Source organism: Streptomyces odontomachicola (genome assembly GCF_039605595.1).
Lineage (GTDB): Bacteria > Actinomycetota > Actinomycetes > Streptomycetales > Streptomycetaceae > Streptomyces.
Window position 1 is genome coordinate 38,810 of the sequence record NZ_JBCFOK010000013.1, and the last position, 22,193, is coordinate 61,002.

Annotated in this window: 23 protein-coding genes; 11 read left to right on the top strand and 12 right to left on the bottom strand. The window is 73.1% G+C overall.

Annotation, left to right across the window (positions count from 1 at the left end):
- Positions 1–26 precede the first annotated feature (26 nt).
- Both ABEE00_RS23125 and ABEE00_RS23130 read right to left on the bottom strand, forming a co-directional pair.
- Entirely contained in the window at positions 27–1,478 is a 1,452-nt protein-coding gene (locus tag ABEE00_RS23125) for a DUF3152 domain-containing protein (RefSeq protein WP_345747540.1), read from the bottom strand.
- Between the two features lie 5 nt (positions 1,479–1,483).
- Positions 1,484–2,545, bottom strand: coding sequence for an alpha/beta fold hydrolase (locus ABEE00_RS23130; protein ID WP_345747541.1), 1,062 nt, complete (start codon positions 2,543–2,545; stop codon positions 1,484–1,486).
- 205 nt (positions 2,546–2,750) lie between these two features.
- Here ABEE00_RS23130 and ABEE00_RS23135 point away from each other — a divergent pair, with 205 nt between their 5' ends.
- From ABEE00_RS23135 to ABEE00_RS23150, 4 genes are all read left to right on the top strand, one after another.
- Positions 2,751–2,981 (top strand): hypothetical protein, encoded by a 231-nt coding sequence (locus tag ABEE00_RS23135; RefSeq protein ID WP_345747542.1) that lies wholly within the window; start codon positions 2,751–2,753, stop codon positions 2,979–2,981.
- A 129-nt stretch (positions 2,982–3,110) separates the two neighbouring features.
- Positions 3,111–3,734, top strand: a complete 624-nt coding sequence (locus ABEE00_RS23140; RefSeq protein WP_345747543.1) for a TetR/AcrR family transcriptional regulator — start codon at positions 3,111–3,113, stop codon at positions 3,732–3,734.
- Positions 3,735–3,927: 193 nt separating this feature from the next.
- Positions 3,928–4,158, top strand: a complete 231-nt coding sequence (locus tag ABEE00_RS23145) for a DUF3107 domain-containing protein (RefSeq protein ID WP_345747544.1) — start codon at positions 3,928–3,930, stop codon at positions 4,156–4,158.
- Between the two features lie 218 nt (positions 4,159–4,376).
- Positions 4,377–4,673, top strand: a complete 297-nt coding sequence (locus tag ABEE00_RS23150) for a hypothetical protein (RefSeq protein ID WP_345747545.1) — start codon at positions 4,377–4,379, stop codon at positions 4,671–4,673.
- A 63-nt stretch (positions 4,674–4,736) separates the two neighbouring features.
- Here the strand turns inward: ABEE00_RS23150 and ABEE00_RS23155 are convergent, their stop codons facing one another.
- Entirely contained in the window at positions 4,737–5,474 is a 738-nt protein-coding gene (locus ABEE00_RS23155; protein ID WP_345747546.1) for a ferritin-like fold-containing protein, read from the bottom strand.
- A 407-nt stretch (positions 5,475–5,881) separates the two neighbouring features.
- Here ABEE00_RS23155 and ABEE00_RS23160 point away from each other — a divergent pair, with 407 nt between their 5' ends.
- Both ABEE00_RS23160 and ABEE00_RS23165 read left to right on the top strand, forming a co-directional pair.
- A complete protein-coding gene (locus ABEE00_RS23160; protein ID WP_451918656.1) occupies positions 5,882–7,627 on the top strand; it encodes a DEAD/DEAH box helicase in 1,746 nt (581 codons plus the stop codon).
- A gap of 144 nt (positions 7,628–7,771) precedes the next feature.
- On the top strand, positions 7,772–8,674 hold the full coding sequence (locus ABEE00_RS23165) for an alpha/beta fold hydrolase (protein WP_345747548.1): 903 nt from the start codon (positions 7,772–7,774) through the stop codon (positions 8,672–8,674).
- Between the two features lie 10 nt (positions 8,675–8,684).
- Here the strand turns inward: ABEE00_RS23165 and ABEE00_RS23170 are convergent, their stop codons facing one another.
- The 4 genes from ABEE00_RS23170 to ABEE00_RS23185 all read right to left on the bottom strand — a co-directional run bounded on the left by ABEE00_RS23170 (position 8,685) and on the right by ABEE00_RS23185 (position 11,886).
- A complete protein-coding gene (locus ABEE00_RS23170; RefSeq protein ID WP_345747549.1) occupies positions 8,685–9,293 on the bottom strand; it encodes a MarC family protein in 609 nt (202 codons plus the stop codon).
- 221 nt (positions 9,294–9,514) lie between these two features.
- Positions 9,515–10,360: a PHP domain-containing protein gene (locus ABEE00_RS23175; RefSeq protein WP_345747550.1), complete on the bottom strand. Its 846-nt coding sequence runs from the start codon at positions 10,358–10,360 to the stop codon at positions 9,515–9,517.
- Between the two features lie 157 nt (positions 10,361–10,517).
- Positions 10,518–11,156, bottom strand: a complete 639-nt coding sequence (locus ABEE00_RS23180; RefSeq protein ID WP_345747551.1) for a DUF6758 family protein — start codon at positions 11,154–11,156, stop codon at positions 10,518–10,520.
- A 133-nt stretch (positions 11,157–11,289) separates the two neighbouring features.
- The gene (locus tag ABEE00_RS23185; RefSeq protein WP_345747552.1) at positions 11,290–11,886 is read right to left on the bottom strand and encodes a suppressor of fused domain protein; all 597 of its coding nucleotides are present in this window, start codon (positions 11,884–11,886) and stop codon (positions 11,290–11,292) included.
- Positions 11,887–12,416: 530 nt separating this feature from the next.
- On the opposite strand from ABEE00_RS23185, the gene ABEE00_RS23190 reads away from it, so the two are divergent.
- Positions 12,417–13,535 carry a magnesium and cobalt transport protein CorA gene (locus tag ABEE00_RS23190; RefSeq protein WP_345747553.1) on the top strand — a complete coding sequence of 373 codons (1,119 nt, stop codon included), beginning with the start codon at positions 12,417–12,419 and terminating at the stop codon, positions 13,533–13,535.
- Positions 13,536–13,545: 10 nt separating this feature from the next.
- Positions 13,546–14,088 (top strand): hypothetical protein, encoded by a 543-nt coding sequence (locus ABEE00_RS23195; protein ID WP_345747554.1) that lies wholly within the window; start codon positions 13,546–13,548, stop codon positions 14,086–14,088.
- 67 nt (positions 14,089–14,155) lie between these two features.
- On the opposite strand, the gene ABEE00_RS23200 is transcribed toward ABEE00_RS23195, so the two are convergent.
- Positions 14,156–14,917, bottom strand: a complete 762-nt coding sequence (locus ABEE00_RS23200; RefSeq protein ID WP_345747555.1) for a hypothetical protein — start codon at positions 14,915–14,917, stop codon at positions 14,156–14,158.
- 268 nt (positions 14,918–15,185) lie between these two features.
- Between ABEE00_RS23200 and ABEE00_RS23205 the strand changes: the two genes are divergently transcribed.
- Genes ABEE00_RS23205 through ABEE00_RS23215 form a run of 3 tightly spaced genes read left to right on the top strand, consistent with a single transcriptional unit; the run spans position 15,186 to position 18,302 of the window.
- Entirely contained in the window at positions 15,186–16,490 is a 1,305-nt protein-coding gene (locus ABEE00_RS23205) for a magnesium transporter MgtE N-terminal domain-containing protein (protein ID WP_345747556.1), read from the top strand.
- Positions 16,480–17,094 carry a DUF1003 domain-containing protein gene (locus ABEE00_RS23210; protein ID WP_345747557.1) on the top strand — a complete coding sequence of 205 codons (615 nt, stop codon included), beginning with the start codon at positions 16,480–16,482 and terminating at the stop codon, positions 17,092–17,094. Before ABEE00_RS23205 ends, ABEE00_RS23210 begins: the two co-directional genes overlap by 11 nt.
- A 50-nt stretch (positions 17,095–17,144) precedes the next feature.
- Positions 17,145–18,302, top strand: a complete 1,158-nt coding sequence (locus tag ABEE00_RS23215) for an Mrp/NBP35 family ATP-binding protein (RefSeq protein ID WP_345747558.1) — start codon at positions 17,145–17,147, stop codon at positions 18,300–18,302.
- Between the two features lie 136 nt (positions 18,303–18,438).
- Here ABEE00_RS23215 and ABEE00_RS23220 read toward each other — a convergent pair whose 3' ends face one another.
- The 4 genes from ABEE00_RS23220 to sigE form a co-directional block, all read right to left on the bottom strand.
- Complete coding sequence (locus ABEE00_RS23220; RefSeq protein ID WP_345747559.1) at positions 18,439–19,017, bottom strand: hypothetical protein; 579 nt, start codon at positions 19,015–19,017, stop codon at positions 18,439–18,441.
- 520 nt (positions 19,018–19,537) lie between these two features.
- Positions 19,538–20,017 carry a sec-independent translocase gene (locus tag ABEE00_RS23225; protein ID WP_345747560.1) on the bottom strand — a complete coding sequence of 160 codons (480 nt, stop codon included), beginning with the start codon at positions 20,015–20,017 and terminating at the stop codon, positions 19,538–19,540.
- A gap of 215 nt (positions 20,018–20,232) precedes the next feature.
- Entirely contained in the window at positions 20,233–21,408 is a 1,176-nt protein-coding gene (locus ABEE00_RS23230) for an anti-sigma factor family protein (protein ID WP_345747561.1), read from the bottom strand.
- Positions 21,405–22,178, bottom strand: a complete 774-nt coding sequence (sigE, locus tag ABEE00_RS23235) for an RNA polymerase sigma factor SigE (RefSeq protein WP_345747562.1) — start codon at positions 22,176–22,178, stop codon at positions 21,405–21,407. Before sigE ends, ABEE00_RS23230 begins: the two co-directional genes overlap by 4 nt.
- Between the last annotated feature and the right edge of the window lie 15 nt (positions 22,179–22,193).

Consider the following 22,193-nt stretch of genomic DNA (forward strand, 5'->3'; position numbering starts at 1 on the left):
CCGCGGCCGCTTTCCAGGGGTATGCCCTAGGGGTACGGCCAGGCGTTGGGGCGGCACTTCCTGCCGTCCGTGGACAGGTACTTGGTCTGCTGCATCATCACCGGCGCGAGCTCGCCCTGCTTGGCGCAGCCCACGTGGTTGTGCCCGAGCCGGTGCCCGACCTCGTGGTTGATGAGCATCTGCCGGTACTGGTGCATCCGGTCCTTGCCGTACGTCGCCGCGCCCTCGGCCCACCGGTAGCCGTTGATCATGACGCGCTCGGTGGCGGCCGAATCGCAGGAGACGTTCTGCTCGCTGGTGTCCAGCCCCGACTTCGCACACCACACGTCCGTGGTCTTCGGGCTGGCCAGCGTGATGACGAAGTCCGGCTTGCCCGAGGAGACCCGCTCGAAGCTGCGCTCCCCGCCGTGCGCCCAACTGCGCTTGTCGTTCAGGGTCTTCTGCACCGCCTGCGCGAACAGCCCGCCCTGGAGGTCGAGTCCCTTCTCGACATCCACGCGGTACTTGAGCACCTGCTTCCCCTTGGGGCCCTTCTGGTGCCCGCTGACCGTGCGGAAGTCCCCCGAGCCCTCGGCCGTCCTGCCGACCGGGAAGGCCCTGGCCATCTTGTCGTCGTACGAGAGCGGTTTGCTGCGCGGCGCCGTGCCCGCGCCGTCCTCGTGCCGCCCCGCGCCCCCGGCCTGGTCGCCCTCGGCCGCGGTGCGCGTGTCCTCGGCGCCGTTCTTCCGGCCGTCGGCGACATGTCCGGCGATGACCACGGCGAGCACGGTGGTGACCGCGGCGGCCGCGACGCCGGTGATCGTGCGCCCCTTGCCGCCCGCTCTGCGGCGGTCGCCCTCGGGGGCCTCGGCCGCTTCCGGTTCGCCTTCCGGTTCCGTGGCGGGCGGAGCCCCCTCGCCGGCCGGCGGCGCTCCCGTACCGCTGCCCTGGGTGGTCTCCGGCGCAGCGGCAGGCGCGGCCGCCTCCGCGTGCCCCGGCCTCCTGTGCCCCGGCGCCCCCGCCGCGAACACGTCGTCGTCGAAGGCGTCCAGATACTCCTGCCGGGGTCCGCCCTGCTGCCTGCCGGGCGCGACCGCCCCTACGACGGGCCCTGCCGCCGTGGCACCGGCGCCGCCGCGCCAGGGCTGGGCGCCCCAGCCGCCGCCGGGCTCGCGCTGCTCGGGATGGCCGCCGCGCACCTCGCGCGCGTCCGCCGCCTCGCGGGCCTGCGGGATCCCGCCGGGCGGCGTCGCCTGGCCATATCCGTACTCGTGCCCGGATACGCGCCCACCGGGGCCGCGGCGCCCGCGCGCCGCCGCCTCCTCATGCGCGTCGTATCCGGCATGCCCGGTGTGCCCGCTCCCGGGGTCGTACGGCTCGGCATACGGAGAGCCGTACGGTTCGTCCCCGTACGACTCCGGTTGCGGCGCCCCGTGTGCCGTGCGTATCCCGGCGGTGTCGCGGGGGTTCCCGCGTCCCTTCCGGCTGTGACGTCCCACTAGGACTAGGCCCCTTTCCGCAGCCCGGCCGGCTCCTGTTCGCCGTTCCGGCTCGTGTCATGCTGCGGCAATTCTCCGATATCCGCGAGCAGTTCACGAAAGGCCCCTGCCACCACGTCCGGATACTCCATCATCGCGACGTGTCCCGCCTCGGGGAGCGAGAGGAGCCGGGAGTCGCGGAAGGCGCCCGCGGCGCGCCGCGCCATGCGGAAGCCGACCAGCCGGTCGCGGCCGCCGTACACCAGCAGCGTCGGCGCGAGCACGCGCTCGGCCTGCCGCCACAGCGAGTGCTGCCCGCCCATGGTGTAGGCGTCCACGATGCCGCGGGCCGAACGCGTCAGCGCGTCCCAGAAATACGGGAGCCGCAGCCTGCGTTCGTACTCCTCCACCGCGGCGTCGAAGCCCTCCTGGGTGACCCGCGCGGGGTCGCCGTAACACAGCGCCAGCACGTCCCTGGTGCGCCGCTCGGCCGGCCAGTCCTTGGTCAGCCGCCCGAACAGGGCGCCCACCCCGGGCACCGCCAGCAGCGCGGTCGGCCACGCCGAGCGCTGCACCCGCAGCTCCGGCAGCGCGGGCGAGACCAGCGTGAGGCTGCGCACGAGATCGGGGCGTACGGCCGCGACGCGGGTGGAGACGGCGCCGCCCAGCGAATTGCCCACGAGGTGCACGGGCCCGCGGCCGGCGGCCTCCAGATGGCGGATCACCGCGCGGGCGTGCCCCGACACGGAGTAGTCCCCGTCGTCGGGCGGCGGGGAGTCGCCGAAGCCCGGCAGGTCGACGGCCTCGCCGTCGACGTCGGCGGCGAGCTCGCGCATGAGCGCGGTCCAGTTCTGCGAGGAACCGCCCAGGCCGTGCACGAAGACCGCGGGCGGCAGCCCCTCGCGCTCGGGCACGCGCGAGCGCACCGTGAGCGTCGCTCCCGCAAGCCGCACCGAGCGCAGCCGCTCGCCCTCACCTGCGCGCGGACCGCCGGGCCCGCCCGGGCCGCCCGCAGGCGGCACCGTCTCGGGGGCCAGCGCCTCGGGCGTGGTGGCGGTGCTGATTCCCGGTTGCCCGTTCGACGACATGGGGGCAATGTTACGAGACGATCACGCTGCGGCTCCTGTGTTCGCCGTCACAGCCGCCGCCTGTTTTCCCGGAGTTCCCTTCAGGTACAGGGACCCCGCCCTCGGCCACCGGGCCTCCGCCCCGCTCCGTACGCCGGGAGACGTGCTCACCGGGGTGACCTCCTACCCTCGTAAGGAGGCCATCCGCACTGGAAAGGGGAGCAGCATGACAGTGGACCCGACCGACCCGGACACCTTCGAGGACGTCTATGAGGAGGAGCCCGACGCCGTGGCCGATCCCGAGGCGCCGGCGGAGGACGCGGCCGAGCAGCAGACGGGGCTCCTGCGCCAGCACGAGCACCCGATCACGGGGCGCGGCGCCGACCGCGAGGTGGACCCGGCGGACGCGGCCGACCAGGAGCGCGAGGTGGAACTGGAGGAGGACGAGTACCGATAAAAGCGGACCAACCGCCTCGGGTACTGTCCGGCCGGTGAAATTCTCGCTCCACGGCGGGGCATCCGCTGTTACCCAAAAGTACGATGGCGGCCCAGCGCAGACTGCGCGAGAGAGAACCAGGGAGGCGGCGTGACAGCGACCGAGCAGACGGAGGCGCGACCACGCGGCACGCGCCTGCCACGCCGGGCACGGCGCAATCAGCTCCTGGGCGCGGCCCAGGAGGTCTTCGTGGCGCAGGGGTATCACGCGGCGGCGATGGACGACATCGCGGACCGCGCGGGCGTCAGCAAGCCGGTGCTCTACCAGCACTTCCCGGGCAAGCTCGACCTCTACCTCGCCCTGCTCGACCAGCACTGCGACTCCCTGCTCCAGGCGGTGCGCAAGGCGCTGGCCTCGACCACGGACAACAAGCAGCGGGTCGCGGCCACGATGGACGCCTACTTCGCGTACGTCGAGGACGAGGGCGGCGCCTTCCGGCTGGTCTTCGAGTCCGACCTCACCAACGAGCCGGCCGTGCGCGAGCGCGTGGACAAGGTGAGCCTGGACTGCGCCGAGGCCGTCAGCGAGGTCATCGCCGAGGACACCAAGCTCCCGCAGGACCAGGCGATGCTGCTCGCCGTCGGGCTGTGCGGAATGGCCCAGATCACCGCGAGGTACTGGCTCAGCGCAGGCCAGAAGATCCCCAGGGACGCGGCGGCCAAGCTCATCTCCTCGCTCTCCTGGCGCGGCATCGCGGGCTTCCCGATGCAGTGATCCGCGCTGCGCGACGCAGGCCCGGGGCGGCCCGCGGTGACCGGCGGTGATCCGCCGCGGTCCTGCGGGCCGCCCCGGTGTTCGCTCCCGGCGTGCGGAGGGGATGCGCCCGGCCTGCTCCGATGCGGCTAATCTGTGCTCCGTACAGCGCGGCTGACCGCGTACCCAACCTGACCGTCGGAGGGACATAGCCGTGGAGGTCAAGATCGGCGTGCAGCACGCGCCCCGCGAGATCGTCTTCGAGAGCAAGCAGACTCCCGATGAGGTTCAGACCGCGGTGTCGGCGGCGCTTGCCGGCAGCGGTTCGGAGCTTCTGAGCCTGGAGGACGAGCACGGCCGCAAGATCCTGGTCCCGTCCGACCGGGTCGCGTACGTGGAGATCGGCGAGCACACCGGCCGCAAGGTGGGCTTCGGCGCCATCTGAGCGCCCGCCGGAACGACGGCGAGATGAAGGGCGGTTCCCCGGAGGTCCGGGGAACCGCCCTTTCTCATGCCCGCGATACGCCCGTCACCCGGCGCGTTACGGCATCCGCACACGGATGCTCCCGCACGGTTTTGCACGGCGGTCACAAGGGGAGGACGGGTGGCGAACGCCCCCGCACCACAGGCCGGGCACCGGCCCCGCACCCCGAGGAGGTTGCCGTGATCCTGGAGGCACTCGGCGCCGCAGCCCTTGGTCTCGGCCTCGCCTACGCCGCGGCGCACCGCCTGCCCGCACGCTTCGCCCACCGCGGCCTCGTGCTGGGCACGGGACCCGCCGCCGCCCTGCTCGGCTGCATCGTGAGCCGCGTCGTGCTGGGCCCCGGCTATGCGGCGGTGACCCTGGCGGTGGCCGCCGCGGTGAGCATCGCGATCCTGTCGCTGCTGCTCCGCGACGCCCGCCCGCACCCCTCCTCCACCGGCCTCCCGGCGAACGTGGCCGGCCCGCCCCGGGTGTGAGCGCTGCCGGGCACGGCACCGGCCGGCTCGGCCGCGTACGGCTGGGTCCCGTACGGCGCAGTCTCAGGCGGCCAGGCCCAGCGCGGCCATCCGCTTCGTGTGCGCCTCGGTGATGCGCGAGAACATCTTGCCGACCTCCGCCAGGTCGAAGCCGTCGGCGATGCCGCCGACCAGCATCGTGGACAGCGAGTCGCGGTCGGCGACCACGCGCTGCGCCTGGGACAGCGCCTCGCCCATCAGCCGCCGCGCCCAGAGCGCGAGCCTGCCGCCCACACGCGGGTCGGCCTCGATGGCGGCGCGCACCTTCTCCACGGCGAAGCTGGAGTGCCCCGTGTCGTCCAGCACGCTGAGCACGAGGGCGCTGGTGTCCGAATCCAGCCGGGCCGCGACCTCGCGGTAGAAGTCCGAGGCGATGGAGTCGCCGACGTACGCCTTGATCAGGCCCTCCAGCCAGTCCGACGGCGCCGTCTGGCGGTGGAACTCATCCAGCGCCTCGGCGAACGGCTCCATGGCCGAGGTCGGCTCCTCGTCGATCTCCGCCAGCCGCTTGCGCAGCCGCTCGAAGTGCTGGAACTCGGCGGACGCCATCGAGGCCAGCTCCGCCTTGTCGGCCAGCGAGGGCGCCAGCTTCGCGTCCTCGGCCAGCCGCTCGAAGGCCGCCAGCTCGCCGTACGCCAGCGCTCCCAGCAGGTCCACGACCGCGGCGCGGTACGTGGGGTCGGCGGAGGCGGTGGCCCAGTCCTGGGTGGCGGTCCCGGTGTGCTCGCCGCCGTCGTCGGGGGTCTTGTCAGGCGTCTGCATGCCCTGCACCATAGCCCGCCCCACCAGGCGTGAAAGCCCCCAGTCCCGGCCTGGAACGGCACAGTGAACTCGTACACAACAATTGCCCCGGTACACATGCGCGGATCCGGGGTACAGTGATATTGGCGCCCGCCGGAGACGGTGGGCTCCATGCATGCAGCTCTGTCCGGGGGCCTCCCCGGACGCGCACTTGGATGCCCGGTCGGTGGCCCGATCGGCTCCGACCCGACAGCCCTCAGGCGGGCCGTGAAGACCACGTTCCGCGGCAAGAGGGACCGCTCGCGTGTGACGAGCGCTTGAGCGAGAGACAGTGGTCCCGCACCCCGGCGGCCGGCCGCAAGGCCCCGGCCCCGGCGCGGTGCGACCCTCCTCGCCTCCTCGTCCCGCGTCACACAGAAGAGGCAAGCATCCTGTCCACCACGACCTTCCGCGAACTCGGAATCCTCTCCGAGACCGCCGAGGCCCTCGAAGCCGTCGGCATCACGTCCCCGTTCCCCATCCAGGAGATGACCCTCCCGGTCGCCCTCTCCGGCACCGACGTCATCGGCCAGGCCAAGACCGGCACCGGCAAGACGCTGGGCTTCGGCCTCCCCCTGCTGGACGCCGTCACCGTCCCCGCGGACGTCGAGCTCGGCCGGGCCAAGCCCGAGGAGCTCGCCGACGCGCCGCAGGCGCTCGTCGTCGTCCCCACCCGCGAGCTGTGCCAGCAGGTCACCAACGACCTGCTGACCGCCGGCAAGGTCCGCAACGTCCGGGTCCTCTCCATCTACGGCGGCCGCGCGTACGAGCCGCAGGTCGAGGCCCTGCAGAAGGGCGTCGACGTGGTCGTCGGCACCCCCGGCCGCCTCCTGGACCTGGCGGGCCAGAAGAAGCTCCGGCTCTCCCAGGTCAAGGCCCTGGTCCTGGACGAGGCCGACGAGATGCTCGACCTGGGCTTCCTGCCCGACGTCGAGAAGATCATCCAGATGCTCCCGACCCGGCGCCAGACGATGCTGTTCTCGGCGACCATGCCGGGCCAGGTCATCTCCCTCGCCCGGCGGTACATGAACCAGCCCACCCACATCCGGGCCACCGCCCCGGACGACGAGGGCCAGACCGTCGCCAACACCACGCAGCACGTCTACCGCGCGCACAGCATGGACAAGCCGGAGATGGTCTCCCGCATCCTCCAGGCCGAGAGCCGCGGCCTCGCGATGATCTTCTGCCGTACGAAGCGGACCGCGGCCGACGTCGCCGACCAGCTCTCCCGGCGCGGCTTCGCCTCCGGCGCGGTGCACGGCGACCTCGGGCAGGGGGCGCGCGAGCAGGCGCTGCGCGCGTTCCGCAACGGCAAGATCGACGTGCTGGTCTGCACCGACGTCGCGGCCCGCGGCATCGACGTCGACGATGTGACGCACGTCATCAACTACCAGTCCCCCGAGGACGAGAAGACCTATCTGCACCGCATCGGCCGCACCGGCCGCGCCGGCAAGTCCGGCGTCGCGGTCACGCTGGTCGACTGGGACGACATCCCGCGCTGGCAGCTCATCAACAAGGCGCTGGAGCTCGACTTCGACGACCCGCCCGAGACGTACTCCACCTCCCCGCACCTCTATGAGGAGCTGGGCATCCCGCAGGGCACCAAGGGCGTGCTGCCGCGCGCCGAGCGCACCCGCGCCGGGCTGTCAGCCGAGGAGGTCGAGGACCTGGGCGAGACCGGCGCCTCGGGCGGCCGCGGCGGTCCCAAGGGCCGCGGCGGCAAGGGCGGCCAGGCCAAGGAGCAGCGCGAGGAGCGCCCCCAGCGCGAGCGCACCCAGCGCAGCCGCCGCCGCACCCGCGGCGGCCGTCCGGTGAGCGCCGAGGCGGGCGCCGAGGGCAAGGCGGCCGAGGCCGCCGACACCGCCGAGGGCAAGCAGGCCGCCGAGGGCGCGTCCGCCGACGGCGAGGCCCGCAAGCCGCGCCGCCGCCGTCGTACGAGGAGCGGCGCGGGAGCCTCCGGCTCCGGCAACACCAACACCAACGCCGACGCCAAGTCGGAGTCCGGTGCCGCCAAGGCGGAGTCCGGCGCTGACGCCGCGTCCTCCGAGGGCGAGGCCCGCAAGCCCCGCCGCCGTCGCCGCACCCGCAGCGGTGCCGGCCAGGCCCAGGGCGCCAAGGAGCAGTCCGAGGGCTGAGCCCCCGGGCGCTCCGGGTTTCCCGGGCTCCCCGGTCGCTCAGGGCACGGTTTGCGCCGGGGCCCGGCTTCCCCGTACGTCCCTCGCGGAGGTACGCGGAAGCCGGGCCCCGGCGTGTTTTCCGCGGGCGGTAGCGTCCTGCGCATGAGCAAGCCGCCCTTCCTCGACCTGCCTCCCTCGGCCCGCGCACGCCGCATCCGCACGGCGCGCGGGGAGTTCGCCGCGCACGAGGCGGGCAGGGGCGAGCGCGGGACCGCGCTGCTGGTGCCCGGGTTCACCGGCAGCAAGGAGGACTTCATCGGGCTGCTGGAGCCGCTGGCTGCGGCGGGGTTCCGGGTGGTCGCGGTCGACGGGCGCGGGCAGTGGGAGACCGGCGGCCCGCGCACCGAGGGAGCGTACGCGCGTACGGAGCTGGCACGGGACGTCCACGCGCTGGCCACGGCGCTCGGAGACGTCCCCGGGCCGGACGGTCGCGGCTCCACGCCCCTGCATCTGCTCGGGCATTCGCTGGGCGGCCTGGTGTGCCGGGCCGCCGTGCTGCGGGACCCGGCGCCCTTCGCCTCGCTGACCCTGCTGAGCAGCGGCCCCGCTGCGGTCTCCCCCTCCCAGCAGCAGCGCGTGAAGATGCTGATGGGAGCCCTGCCCACGATGTCGATGGAGCAGATCTGGCAGGCCATGCGGGAGCTGGACCCGCCGGAGGCCGCCTCGGAGGAGACCCCGGACGCGGTCGCGGAGTTCCTGCGCCGCCGGTGGCTGGCGAACGTGCCCGAGCAGCTCACCGAGTCCGGCCGCATCCTCACCGGCGAGCCCGACCGGGTCGCCGAGCTGGCACGGGTGCCGCTCCCCTTCCACGTACTCTCCGGCGAGGTCGACTACGCCTGGCCGGTGCCGCAGCTCGACGGGATGGCCGAGCGCCTGGGCGCCCGCCGCACCGTCGTACGCGAGGCCGGCCACTCCCCCAACGCGGAGCGCCCCGAGGAGACGGCCGCCGCGCTCGCGGACTTCTGGCGGTACGCGGCTCCGGCGGCCGGCGCGGGGTCCGGCTAGCGGCGAGGGCTCAGCCCTTGCCGTCGATGAACTGCATGACCCCGTTCGCGATCTGCTGGACCGCGATGGCCGAGAGCAGCATCCCGGAGAGCCGGGTCACCAGGACGACGCCGCCGTCCTTGATGATCCGGATGATCAGGAGCGAGTAGCGCATCACGAGCCAGAGCACGATGTGGATGGCCAGGATGGCGGCCCACACCGAGAGTTGGGACGTGATCCCGTTCGCGTGCTGCACCGCGAGGATGACCGAGACGATCGCGCCGGGGCCGGCCAGCAGCGGCATGCCGAGCGGCACCAGGGCCGCGTTGACGTCCTTGGTCTGGGTGGGCTCCTCGGTCTTGCCGGTCAGCAGGTCGAGCGCGACCAGCAGCAGGAGCAGCCCGCCGGCGACCATCAGCGCCGGTACGGAGACGTGCAGGTAGTCCAGGATCTGCTGGCCCAGCACGCCGAACACCGCGATGACGCCGAAGGCCACGGCGGTCGCCTGGAGCGCCATCTTGCGCTGCACCTTGGCGGGACGCCCGGACGTCAGGGCGAGGAAGATCGGCATGATGCCCGGCGGGTCCATGATGACGAACAGGGTGACGAAGACGGAGCCGAACAGGGCGAAGTCAATCATGGTGCGGTGCTGCCTCGGGACGTGAAGTGATGCGTACGGAAAGGGAGTTGGGGGAGAGCCACGCGCGGCAGGGGTACCCGCGTCCGCGCGGAGGAAAGCGGCCGAGCCGAAAGCGACAGGAGAAAAGCAGGGGCGCGGGCGCCACGACACGTCGCGGCACGACCCGCAGGTCCGGTACGGAGACCCGCACGTCCGGTACGGAGCCCCGTACGCGCCCTCGCTCAGCCCGTGACGGGCGCCGCGCCTGACCCGCGCGCGGCGATCTCCGCGTAGACCTCGGGCGCCGTGGTGTGCTCGCCGAGCGCGCAGGTCTTGCGGCTGCCGTGGTAGTCGCTCGACCCGGTGGCCAGCACGCCGAGGTCGGCGGCGAGGCCGTGCAGCCGCTCCCGGGTCTCCGGGGCGTGGTCCATGTGGTCCGCCTCGATGCCGTCGAGGCCGGCCGCGGCGAGCTCGGCTATCGCGCTCTCCGGCACGCACTGGCCGCGCTTGGCGGCGAGCGGGTGCGCGAACACGGCGACGCCGCCCGCGCCCTTGATCAGCCGCAGCGCGTCGAAGGGGTCGAACTCGTGCTTGTCCACGTACGCGCGGCCGTCGTTGGCCAGCCACTCCGTGGTGAACGCGTCCGAGACGGTGGGCACCACACCGGCCTCGACCATGGCGGTCGCGATGTGCGGGCGGCCCACGGAGCCGTCCCCGGCGATCTCGGCGACCCGCTCCCAGGTGACCGGCACCCCGAGCTCCTGGAGCTTGGCCACCATGCCCTGCGCGCGCGGCACGCGGTCGTCGCGCACCAGCTCGCGCTCCCGGGAGAGCTCGGGCTCCTCGGGGTCGAAGAGATAGCCGAGCATGTGCAGGCTGATGCCATCCAGACGGCAGGAGAACTCGGCGCCTGTGACGAGGGTGAGCCCGGACGGCAGCGCCCGGATCGCCTCGGCATACCCGCCCACCGTGTCGTGATCGGTCAGCGCGACCACGTCGAGCCCGGCTTCGCGCGCGTTGCGCACCAGCTCGGCCGGGGAGTCGGTGCCGTCCGACGCGGTCGAGTGTGTGTGCAGGTCGATGCGCACGGGACGGTGCTCCAAGCGGGGGTACGGGCTGCGGGGGCCGCTCCAGGATAGCCCGGCAGCGGACCGGCCCAGGATGCGCACGTACGGACCGGGACGCGCGTACGCAGAGGCCCGCGGGCTCGTGGGCTCGGGGCTCGCGGGCTCGGGGCTCGCGGGCTCAGCCCAGGATGCGCGGGGAGAGCGCCCCGCACGGCAGCAGGTCGACCTCGGCGCCCGCGTCCCGCAGGTCGGTGAGGACCAGCTCGTCGTAGAGCATCAGCCCGGCGCGCTCGGGCCAGACGATCGCCCACAGCCACAGCCCGCACGCCTCGCCGGCGAACACCGCGCGGTCGGAGGGCGGGCCGTCCACGTGCCACAGCGGGGTGGGCCGCCCGGCCGCCAGCACCTTGGCGTGCGGGGGCTGGTCCGTACGCATCGAGGGGCCGGGGTCGGGGCCGTCCATGCCGGCGTAGCGGGCGCCGAGGCCGACGCCCAGCTCCTCGGCGACCAGGAGGAGTTCGCCCGGGCCTCCCAGGGGGCCCGGGCCCGAGCAGGCGACGGCCGTCGCGCGGCCGCCGCTGCGGTCGTCCCCCGCGCAGGCGACTCCGGTGAACAGCCAGCCCACCGGCAGTGGCCAGGGCATCCACACCGGCACCTGGGTGCGGCCGACGACGACGGCGAGCGCTTCCACGCTGGGCGGGATGACCGGCTGGAGCGGGTGCACGGTGCCGTGCACGTCGCACTGCCAGGTGTCGGCGAAGAGACCGGGCGCCCTGACCCGGCCACCGCACTTCGGGCAACTGGGTTCGCCCCTCATGAGGCACAACGGTCCTACCCGGCCGACCCCGCGTCAAGGACGATCACCCGTGCGAGTGCCGCTCACAGACGCCCTTCGCAGCAGCGCCCGTCGGTCCCGTACGCGGGCGCTCCGAGCACCGGGCGGCGCGGGCTCAGTCCGTCAGCGACACCGGACCCCGCAGTGGATCGCGCAGGTCCGTGCCCGCCTTGAGCCACCGCTCCTCCAGGGCCGCGGCGCCGTGCACCCGCTTCCACGCGGCCTCGGTCGGCGCCATCGGCAGCAGCGGCAGGAAGCGCACCGGCTCCATGGGCTCGTCGAGCTCCAGGTCCTCCACCAGGCCGCCGGACTCGGCGACGAGGACGGAGGTGAACGGGGCGCCGGGCCACAGCGGTTCGCCCACGTCCAGCGAGGCGCCCGGGGACACCACCACGCCCTCCACCTGGGGCGAAGCGGCGAGCACAGCCAGGGGGCGCAGCACCTTGTCGGTTTCGGCCACTCCCCCGCGCACCGAGAGCAAGAGCTCGGCGCGCGGCCCGCGTTGGGGGTCGGCGAGGCTGTCGGTGGGGTCGGTCATGGGGGAAGCCGACATGCCGAGCGTGGCGTAGCGCACGACCCCCGCCTCGCGTTCCAGGAAGCGCAGCACCTCGATGCGCTCCGTGCCGAGGAAGGTCACGGAGGCGCGCGCGTCGGGCTCGCCCAGCGCGGTGCGCAGCCGGGACTCGACAAGGGGGGTCACGTCAGCAGCCATGCCGCGAGCATAGGACGCGGCTCACACCGCGCTCTTGGCGGGAACCGGCCCACCCGTGCACGACGTGGGAAAGGGCGGGCAAAGACCCGCTCTGCATGGCCCGAAAGCGACGACTGAACGGTTCTGCCGGTGTTAACGTTGGCTGCTGGTCAAGGCATGTATGAGGAACGTCCCCTCCGGGGGACCGGCCGGAGGAGGTGGGACCTGACATGGATCCGAGTCGACCGTGCAGTACCAACCGCTCTTCCGTCCGGAATCCGCGTCCCCGCTCCTGAGGCCCTTCATCCCCAGCCGCATCGCGGCGAAACCTCCGAACCGGCCTCGTTTTCCTCCGGGTTCGCACAACGGAAGAGCGTTTGGGATTCGCCCGTCCCCGTCCCGTAAGCGAACGCCGTCATCCGCGGACCCGCGCGGTGCCCGCTTTGCGAACCTCCGGCGCCGGCCTCCACAGGCCACCGTAGGTCCCCATTCCGGGCAGCGCTGCGCCCCCACCAGCGGCCGACGGCTCGGCATCGCCAAAGGAGCCCAGCATGTCGATGATCCGAGACCTGCGTGAAGCCGTACGACCCACCCTGCGCAAGAGCGCGGGGCACCCCTACGCCTACGACGGCTCCGGCGCGTCGTCGACCACCAGCAGCGCGGTGGTGGACTGCGCGGTGTACCGCGAAGGGCGGCGCGTGGGGCGGCACTTGAGCCCCGCCGAGGCACTGCGCACGGTGCGCGAGGGAGACGGCGGGGACTTCGTGTGGATCGGCCTGCACGAGCCGTCGGAGCAGGAGTTCTCCGGGATCGCCACGGACTACGGACTGCACCCGCTGGCGGTCGAGGACGCGGTGCACGCGCACCAGCGGCCGAAGCTGGAGCGGTACGACGACAGCGTGTTCACCGTCTTCAAGACCATCCACTACGTGGAGCACGCCGAACTCACCTCCAACAGCGAGGTGGTGGAGACCGGCGAGGTGATGTGCTTCACCGGGCGGCACTACATCATCACCGTCCGGCACGGCGGCCAGGGCTCGCTGCGCGCGCTGCGGCACCGCCTGGAGGACGACCCGGAGCTGCTGTCCAAGGGGCCGTCGGCCGTGCTGCACGCGATCGCCGACCAGACCGTGGACGGGTACATGGCGGTGGCCGACGCCGTGCAGGACGACATCGACGAGGTCGAGATCGACGTCTTCTCCGACGGCGCGGGCAAGAGCAGCCGCGGCGGCGACGCCTCGCGGATCTACCAGATGAAGCGCGAGGTGCTGGAGTTCAAGCGCGCGGTCTCCCCGCTGCTGCGGCCGATGCAGCTGCTGAGCGAGCGGCCGATGCGGCTGATCGACCCGGACATCCAGAAGTACTTCCGCGACGTGGCCGACCACCTGGCGCGGGTGAACGAGCAGGTGCTCGGCTTCGACGACCTGCTCAACTCGATCCTGCAGGCGAACCTCGCGCAGGCCACGGTCGCGCAGAACGAGGACATGCGGAAGATCACCTCATGGGCGGCGATCTTCGCGGTGCCCACGATGATCGCGGGCATCTACGGCATGAACTTCGACTACATGCCCGAGCTGCACTGGAAGTACAGCTATCCCACGGTGCTCCTGCTGACGGTGGCCATCTGCTTCGGCATCCACCGGGGCTTCAAGCGGAACGGCTGGCTGTAGCCTGCCGCGTATGGATCAGTCCGCCGCCCCCGACCAGACCGTGCTCGACCAGGCCCTGGTGGAGGAGAGCAGCAAGAAGTCCGGGCTCGTGTGGGTGCGGGGTCCGCAGGGGCCCTCGCGCGCGCTGTGGCACGTGTGGCACGAGGGCGCCGTGTGCCTGGTCGGCGGCCCCGGCGAACAGCCGCTGGACGGCATGGCCCTGGCCGACGGCGCCTCAGCCACCGTGACCGCGCGCAGCAAGGAGAAGGGCGGGCGGCTGGTGGCCTGGCCGGCGCGCGTACGGGTGCTGGAGCCGCACGGCGAGCAATGGGAGGCCGCCGTGGGCGAGTTGAAGGGCAAGCGGCTCAACGCGCCCGACGCGGGCACCCTCACCGAGCGCTGGGCCCGCGAGTGCGCGGTGCTGCGCCTGGAGCCCGACGGCGAGCCGGACCAGAAGCCGGGCGCGATGCCGGACGACTCGCACGCGGCGGTCCCCCTGGGGAGCCCGGCCACGACCCGCGAGCCGCGCCCGGGCGGCCTGCCCCGGCTGCTGTTCCGGAGGCGTCGCAAGTAGGGCGGGGCGTCGCAAGCAGGACCCGGCCTGGGACGCGCGACGGCCGCCGGGGCCCGGCGCGCCGGGGCTAGTCGCCGGAGGCGGAGATCCGCTTTCCGTAGTCCACGACCTCGTTCTTCAGCGGGGTCTGGATGGTGAACTGCTTGTTCCAGTCGCTGAGTTGGAGCGTCCCCGCGCCGCCGCCGCGCTGCATGCGCAGGGGGTACGGGGTGCCCTTCAGGGAGACGTCCATGATGCCGCCCGAGCCCTGGCCCGCGCGTACCTGGATCGTGCGCACGCCGCCGGTCTCGCGCCGGTCGCCGGTCTCCCGCTTGCCGTCCAGGACCAGCAGCGAGGAGAGCATCACCTTCATGTCGGTGAAGCCGCTGAGCTGCTGGTACGCGGGGTCGCTGTGCGGGACCTTGACGTACTTGCCCTTCAGCTTGCCCGCCGCGGCCGTGTCCCCCTGAGTGGGGTGCTTGCCGTGCTTCTCCTGCTTGGCCCAGAAACCGGTGTCCGCCTTGAGGTAGAGGTCCTGCCCGCTGCGCAGCAGCTCGATGGTGTCCCCGCCGGCCGTGGAGACCTCGCCGGACCCCGCGTCCTGCTTGAGGCGCATGTCGAGCTTGTAGGTGCGGCCCTGGCTCACCACGCTCCCGGAGAGCTTCACGGAGCTCGCCCGCTCGGCGGCGCTCCGCGCCTGCGTCTCGATCTTGGCCGGCGACTTCCTGCCGATGCCGTTGGTGCCCTTGTCGGGATCCTCGCTCCCGCACCCCGCCAACGACGCCGCGAGCCCCGCGCAGACGACTGCCGCCAGTGCTGTGCTCCGTGCGGTGCGGGCTCGTCGAGTCACGTCGGATTCCTCCTGGCGGTCGGCTTCGACGGCACCTTACCCGTGGTCAGATCCCCCGGAGGACGCCCCCGAGCACGGCAGTCGTCCGGAGCACGCCACGGCGCGCGGGCAGCTCGGGGCACGTTAGTGTGATCACGGCAAAGCGGGCATTCCGCCCGGCAGCCCGGCGGTCGCCACCGGCGCGGAACGTCGCCGAGGACCGCCCGGCTGCCGCGCGTACCGCATCCGCACCCGTACCCGGCGGACACCGATGGGAGGAGGGCCGGCCATGGCGGCAGGCGCCTCGCGGGTCTTCGTCTCGCACCTCTCCGGCATCGCCGTCTTCGACCCGAACGGCGACCAGGTCGGCCGCGTACGCGACATCGTCGTGATGCTGCGGCTCGGCGGCCGGCCGCCCGGCGTGCTCGGCCTGGTGGTCGAGGTGGCCAGCAGGCGGCGGGTGTTCCTCCCGATGACCCGGGTGACCGGCGTGGAGTCGGGCCAGGTCATCACGACCGGGGTGCTCAACATGCGGCGCTTCGAGCAGCGCCCCGCCGAGACCCTCGTGCTCGCCGAGCTGCTGGACCGGCGGGTCACCCTGGTGGAGACCGGCGAGCAGGTCACCGTTCTCGACGTGGGCATGCGCCAGCTCCCGGCCCGCCGCGACTGGGAGATCGACAAGCTCTTCGTACGCCGTGGCAGGGGCGGACCGCTGCGCCGCCGCGCCGACACCCGCACCGTCGAATGGGGCGCCGTCTCCGGCTTCGGCCTGGAGGAGAAGGGGCAGGGCGCGGCCCAGCTCCTGGCGACCTTCGGCCCGATGCGCCCCGCCGACCTGGCCAATGTGCTGCACCACCTGCCGGAGAAGCGGCGCGAGGAGGTGGTGGCCGCGCTCGGCGACGAGCGGCTGGCCGACGTGCTGGGAGAGCTGCCCGAGGACGACCAGACCGAGGTGCTGGGCAAGCTCCCCGACGAGCGGGCGGCCGACGTGCTGGAGTCGATGGACCCCGACGACGCCGCCGACCTGCTGGCCGCGCTGCCCGAGGCGGGCAGGGAGCGCCTGCTGGAGCTGATGCGCCCGCAGGACGCCGCCGGGGTGCGCCGGCTGCTCTCGTACGAGGAGGGCACCGCGGGCGCCCTGATGACCTCGGAGCCGATCGTGCTGCGGCCCGACGCGACGGTGGCCGAGGCGCTGGCGCGGGTGCGCTACGAGGAGGTGTCCACGCCGCTGGCCTCGCAGGTCTATGTGTGCAGGCCGCCCGATGAGACGCCCACCGGACGGTATCTGGGGGTCATCCACTTCCAGAGGCTGCTGCGGGAGCCGCCGTTCGCGCTGGTCGGTTCGGCCGTGGACACCGATCTCCAGCCGCTGCCGCCGGAGAGCACGCTGTCCGCCGTCGCCGGCTACATGGCCACGTACAACATCGTCTCGGCGCCCGTCGTGGACGAGGGCGGCCACCTGCTGGGCACGGTCACCGTGGACGACGTGCTCGACCACCTGCTGCCCCCGGACTGGCGCGAGGCGGCGGCGCACGGCCTGGAGGAAGTCGGGGAGCTGCACGGCGCGGAGGGAGCGGTCGACCGTGGCCGATGAGCGCGAGGAGCGGGAACGGGAGCGCGAGCGGGACCGTGACCAGCGCGAACGCGAACAGCGCGAACGCGAGCAGCGGGAGCGCGAGCGGGACGAGCGGCCCGCGCGGATGCGGCTGGACCTGCCGCGTGCGCCGCGCCGCAGGCTGCTGCCGGAGTACGACCCGGACGCGTTCGGGCGGCTGTCGGAGGAGATCGCGCGCTTCCTGGGCACCGGGCGGTTCATCGTCTGGATGACGGTGGTGATCGTCGCCTGGGTCGGCTGGAACGTGCTGCTCCCCGACTCGCTGCGCTTCGACCCGTACCCCTTCATCTTCCTGACCCTGATGCTCTCGCTGCAGGCCTCGTACGCGGCCCCGCTGATCCTCCTCGCGCAGAACCGGCAGGACGACCGGGACCGGGTGAACCTGGAGCAGGACCGAAAGCGGAACGAACGGAGCATCGCGGACACCGAGTTCCTGACCCGGGAGATCGCGGCGCTGCGCATGGGGCTCGGCGAGGTGGCCACCAGGGACTGGCTGCGCTCGGAACTCCAGGAGCTGGTCAAGGAGTTGGACCAGCGCGGACACCCCGAGCGGGCCCCCGCGCGGGACGGGCGCGAGCGCTGAGCGGGAGCCTGCCCTTCGGTTTCACGCGCCAGGCGCCGTACCATTTCCGCATGGCTACCGAGGCGTACGAATCCACCCCCACCGAAGACGCGGTGCGCGAGGCGCTCGCCACGGTGAACGACCCGGAGATCCACCGGCCGATCACCGATCTGGGGATGGTCAAATCCATCGACATCCAGCCCGACGGCGCCGTCGACGTGGGCGTCTATCTGACCGTCGCCGGATGTCCGCTTCGGGAGACCATCACCTCGAATGTCACCGAGGCCGTGCAGGGTGTGGCGGGAGTCACCCGGGTCTCGGTCGAGCTCGACGTGATGAGCGACGAGCAGCGCCGCGAGCTGGCCTCCAGCCTGCGCGGCGGGCAGGCCGAGCGTGAGGTCCCGTTCGCGCAGCCCAACTCCCTCACCCGGGTCTACTGCGTGGCCTCCGGCAAGGGCGGCGTCGGCAAGTCCTCGGTCACCGTCAACCTCGCCGCCTCGATGGCCGCCGACGGCCTCAAGGTCGGCGTCGTGGACGCGGACATCTACGGCCACTCGGTGCCCAGGATGCTGGGAGCGGACGGCCGTCCCACCCAGGTCGAGGACATGATCATGCCGCCGCAGGCGAACGGCGTGAAGGTCATCTCGATCGGGATGTTCACCCCGGGCAACGCCCCGGTGGTGTGGCGCGGTCCGATGCTGCACCGGGCACTCCAGCAGTTCCTCGCCGATGTCTACTGGGGCGACCTGGACGTGCTCCTCCTCGACCTGCCGCCCGGCACCGGCGACATCGCGATCTCGGTGGCCCAGCTCATCCCGAACGCCGAGATCCTGGTGGTCACCACCCCGCAGCAGGCCGCGGCCGAGGTCGCCGAGCGCGCCGGGTCGATCGCGGTGCAGACCCACCAGAAGATCACCGGCGTGATCGAGAACATGTCGGGCATGCCCTGCCCGCACTGCGACGAGATGATCGACGTCTTCGGCACCGGTGGCGGCAAGCAGGTCGCCGAGGGCCTGACCAAGACCACGGGCGCCGAGGTCCCGGTGCTCGGCGGCATCCCGATCGACGTGCGCCTCCGCGAGGGCGGCGACGAGGGCAAGCCGCTCGTCCTCACCGAGCCCGACTCGCCTGCCGGCTCCGCGATCCGCGGCATCGCCGACAAGCTGGTCAAGCAGCAGCGCGGCCTGCAGGGCATGTCGCTGGGGCTGACGCCGAGCAACAAGTTCTGAGCGACGAAGTCTGAGGTTCTGAAGCCCGGGAGACCGGGAGCCCGGGGCCGCTCGCGGCCTCGCGCCACGGAAGCCACGAGGGGCGCCCTCCGACACGGAGGGCGCCCCTCGGCTGTCTGTGCGCGCCGCCGTGTGGCTAGGCGGTGCCGCGCTGCTCGTAGCCCGTGATGTCCTTGACCACGGAGAAGCCCAGCCCGTACGCGCTCATGCCGCGCCCGTACGCGCCGATGTGCACGCCCTCCGAGGCCGAGCCCGCGAGCACCCAGCCGTACTCGGACTCGCGGTAGTGGAAGTCGGCCGGCTCGCCGTCCACCGGCAGCGAGAGGCTGGACCAGCCCTGGCCGCCCACGTCGTCCGCCAGCTCCCAGGCGACGCCGGTCTGCTGGTCGAGCCAGTCCTGGCGCAGGCTGCGCTCCATGTCCAGGGGCCAGGTACACGACAACAGACCGGAGCCCGCGAGCCAGGCTGCCGTCGAGACCGAGGTGGCCTCCAGCACGCCCGTGCCGTCGGCGCTGCGCCGCACCGGGCGGCTGGCGACCGTCACCACCACGGCGAACCGCTGCTCGTCCGGGCTGGTCTCGTCCTTGAGCGAGGGCTCCTCCCCGTGCCCCGTCGAACCGTGCTCGACGGTGCCGTCGGCCGCGGCGCCGACCCTCAGCAGCCAACGCGGCCCGGTGAACGCCTCGTCGAGGCCGTACCAGGGGAAAGCGGCCATCAGAAAGCCGTCAACGGTCCGCCGTGCACCAGGAACGCCCGCGGGTCCGGGGGCTGCCCCCGGGGGGACCGCAGCGCTGGCCACCCGACTCGTCTCCATCTGTGCGACGCCTCCTCAGTGCCCTTGCCATGGGAAGCCTGCCCCGCAGAGCGGCGACCCCGGACACAGGGAGGATAGCCATCGAGGTCGGCTGTGTCGGGCATGACAGGAGATCGGGGGGCGTCAAGAGACGTGAAATGGGCCTCACATGGCGTAGAACACCGCTGCTGCGCTCGGCTTATGCGAACCGGTACGGCACGGCCCTTGCGAAGCCGGATGATGCGGAGAAGCGGCGCGTCGGCGGGGTGCGGGAGCCGCACGCGCGGGCGCCGGGAGGCACACACGGGGCGCGCCGGCCTGCGGTGACCGACGGGGGACGCGCCGGGCGGAAGCGCAGGTCGAGAGCCACCGCCGACGGCTGCGGCTTACGGCTTGCGGCTTACGGCTTACGCGGCGGAGGCCGGCGGGCGAGGGGCGAACGTTACGTCGCGTCCGCGTCGAAGGGCGGCGGCTCCGCCTTGGCCTGCGCGCCACGGTCGGAGGAGCCCGCGCCCTCGTCGCTCTCCTTGCTGAGGCTCAGCTTCGCGCCGCCGCCCGCCGCTGCCGCCGCGCCGGCCGAGGTGCCGGCGCGCTCGGTGCCGTTCACGGCGTCGCCGACCTCGTCCAGCTCCTTGCGCAGGTCGAAGCCGTTCCGGATCTCCTTGAGACCCAGGTCGTCCTTGCCGTCCAGCAGGTGCTTGCGCGCGAAGTTCTTGGGGTTGAGGTCCTCGAACTCGAAGTCCTTGAACTCGGGGCCGAGTTCGGAGCGGATGTCGTCCTTGGCGTTGTCCGAGAACTGCCGCACCTTGCGGATGAATCCGGCGACGTCCTGGATCACCTTGGGGAGCTTCTCCGGGCCGAAGACGAGGACGGCCAGGACGACGAGCGCGACCAGCTCCAGGGGTCCTATATCGAAGAACACCTTGCTCCCTCATCCCTCACGACGGTCCCGGGCCCAGTGGCCCGGTGTCACGGTACCCGGAGAGCGGCCCCGGGTGGGAGCCCGGCCGCCCTTCGCGTCCCGGGCCGGGGGCCTACGCGGCCTGCCGCTCCACCGTAAGCCGCGCCGCACCGCCCTCGGGCGCGCTGGGCCGGGGCGGTGCGGTGCGGCGGTCGCCGTGTCGGGGCCGGCCGGTCCTACGGGCTCGGCGAACCGCTCGCGCGCCCGCGCTCCGGCGCCGCTCCGACCAGGGTGCTGCCATACCCGGACGCGCCGTATCCCGGAGGGGTCACCGCTGCCGGAGTGCCGGGGCCGCTCCCCGAGGAGAGCAGCGAGGGCGAGGGCGCGCGGGACGTCGACGCCGAGGGCGACGGCGCGGCCGCGGCGGAGGGGGCGGGTCGCATCACGGGCGAGGTGAACGGCGAGTTGTACCGCGCGCTGTGCAGCAGCGGATAGACGCCGGCGGGCTGCGTGCTGGTGGCCGGGGCCATGGGCGCGGCCGACGCCGAGGCGGTCAGGGTGCTCAGCGGTCCGCGGCCCGCGCTGGAGCGCTGGGCGGGGAACTTCTTCTCGCCGCCGCGGCGCCTGCCGTCCGAGGAGGTGCCCGAGTTGGCCGAACGGGCCGGGCCCGCCGCGGCGTTGTCGCCCGCCGCGCTGGTCAGGCCGCCTCCGGCCGAACCGAGCGCGCCGCCGCCCAGCGCGAGGGCCGCCAGCGAGAAGGCCCCGGCTGCGGCGAAGGCGAACCGGCGCCCGCGCGAGGCGGAGCCGTGCGGAGCGGCCGGCCCGTGCGGGGTCACGGCGCCCTGCGGAGTGGCGGATGTCACGGACGAAGCGGCGCCGGAAGCCGTGGCCCCGGGAGAGCTGATTCCCGAACGGGTGGCCCCGGGGGCGGAGCCGGACGCGCGGACGTCCCGCTCCCTGCCGTGTATCCGGAAGCCGCCGTCGGGGGACAGCGCGCTGCGTCCGCCGCTGCCGCCCGGCAGATACTCGAAGTCCCAGGGCGAGGACCCTGTGGCACCCACGGCCGCCGCGGCGGGGGCCAGGCCGCCGCCCGGCCCGCCTCTGGCGCCGTCACCCGGGCCGTCGTCGCCTGGAAGGGACGGTCCGGCGGGCAGCCCCTGCAGCCGCGCCAGCAGCCCGTCCGAGGGCGCGGGCGGCGGGGAGTCCGCGAAGACGTTCTTCAACCGTCGCTGGGCGTCCGCCTCGGCCTTGCAGTTCTGACAGGTCGCCAGGTGGGCCAGGACGCGCTCGCGCGCGTCGTGCCCCAGCTCCCCGTCGACGAGGGCCGCCAGGCGGTCCCCGAGATGGTGCTCGGCGGGCGTCGGGTCACCGGCCTCCTTCGGTGCCCTGGCGCCCCAGCCTGTGCCGCTCACTCGGCTCCGACCTCCCCACTCCGGGCAGCGGGGATCGCCGCGCTCAGCGCGCGCTGCTGCTCGGCCCTCGCCTCGGGCGAGCGGTGCTGCAGCGCCTTGCGCAGGTGCGAGCGTCCCCGGTGGATGCGGCTGCGCACGGTGCCGAGCTTCACGCCCAAGGTGGCCGCGATCTCTTCGTACGACAGCCCTTCGATGTCGCAGAGCACCACGGCGGCGCGGAACTCCGGCGCGAGGGTGTCCAGCGCCTGCTGGACGTCCGCGTCGAAGTGCGTGTCGTTGAAATGCTGCTGCGGGGTGGGCTCCCGGCTCGGCAGGCGCTCGGCCGCGTCATCGGCCAGCGCGTCGAACCGGATGCGCTGCTTCCGCCGCACCGTGTCCAGGAACAGGTTGGTGGTGATGCGGTGCAGCCAGCCCTCGAAGGTGCCCGGCGTGTAGGTGGAGAGCGAGCGGAAGACCCGGACGAAGACCTCCTGGGTCAGGTCCTCCGCGTCGTGCTGATTGCCCGTCAGGCGATAGGCGAGGCGGTACACCCGTGCGCTGTGTGTGCTGACGATCTCCTCCCAGGACGGAGGAGTCCACGCCTGGGCGTCCGCGTCGGTGTCGAAAGTCGCCGTCGGCGCGGAGTCGGCGGTGTGGACGTGGTCAGCGGTGTTGCTCACGGATTTCGGCTCGCCCGCCGGCCTGCGGAAACGCTCTCGCATTCCGCGGACCCGGGCTGCAGCCGCACCTCCCCTGTCGGCTCTGGTGGTGTCCAGTGGACCACCCACCATAGCCACATCGACCGT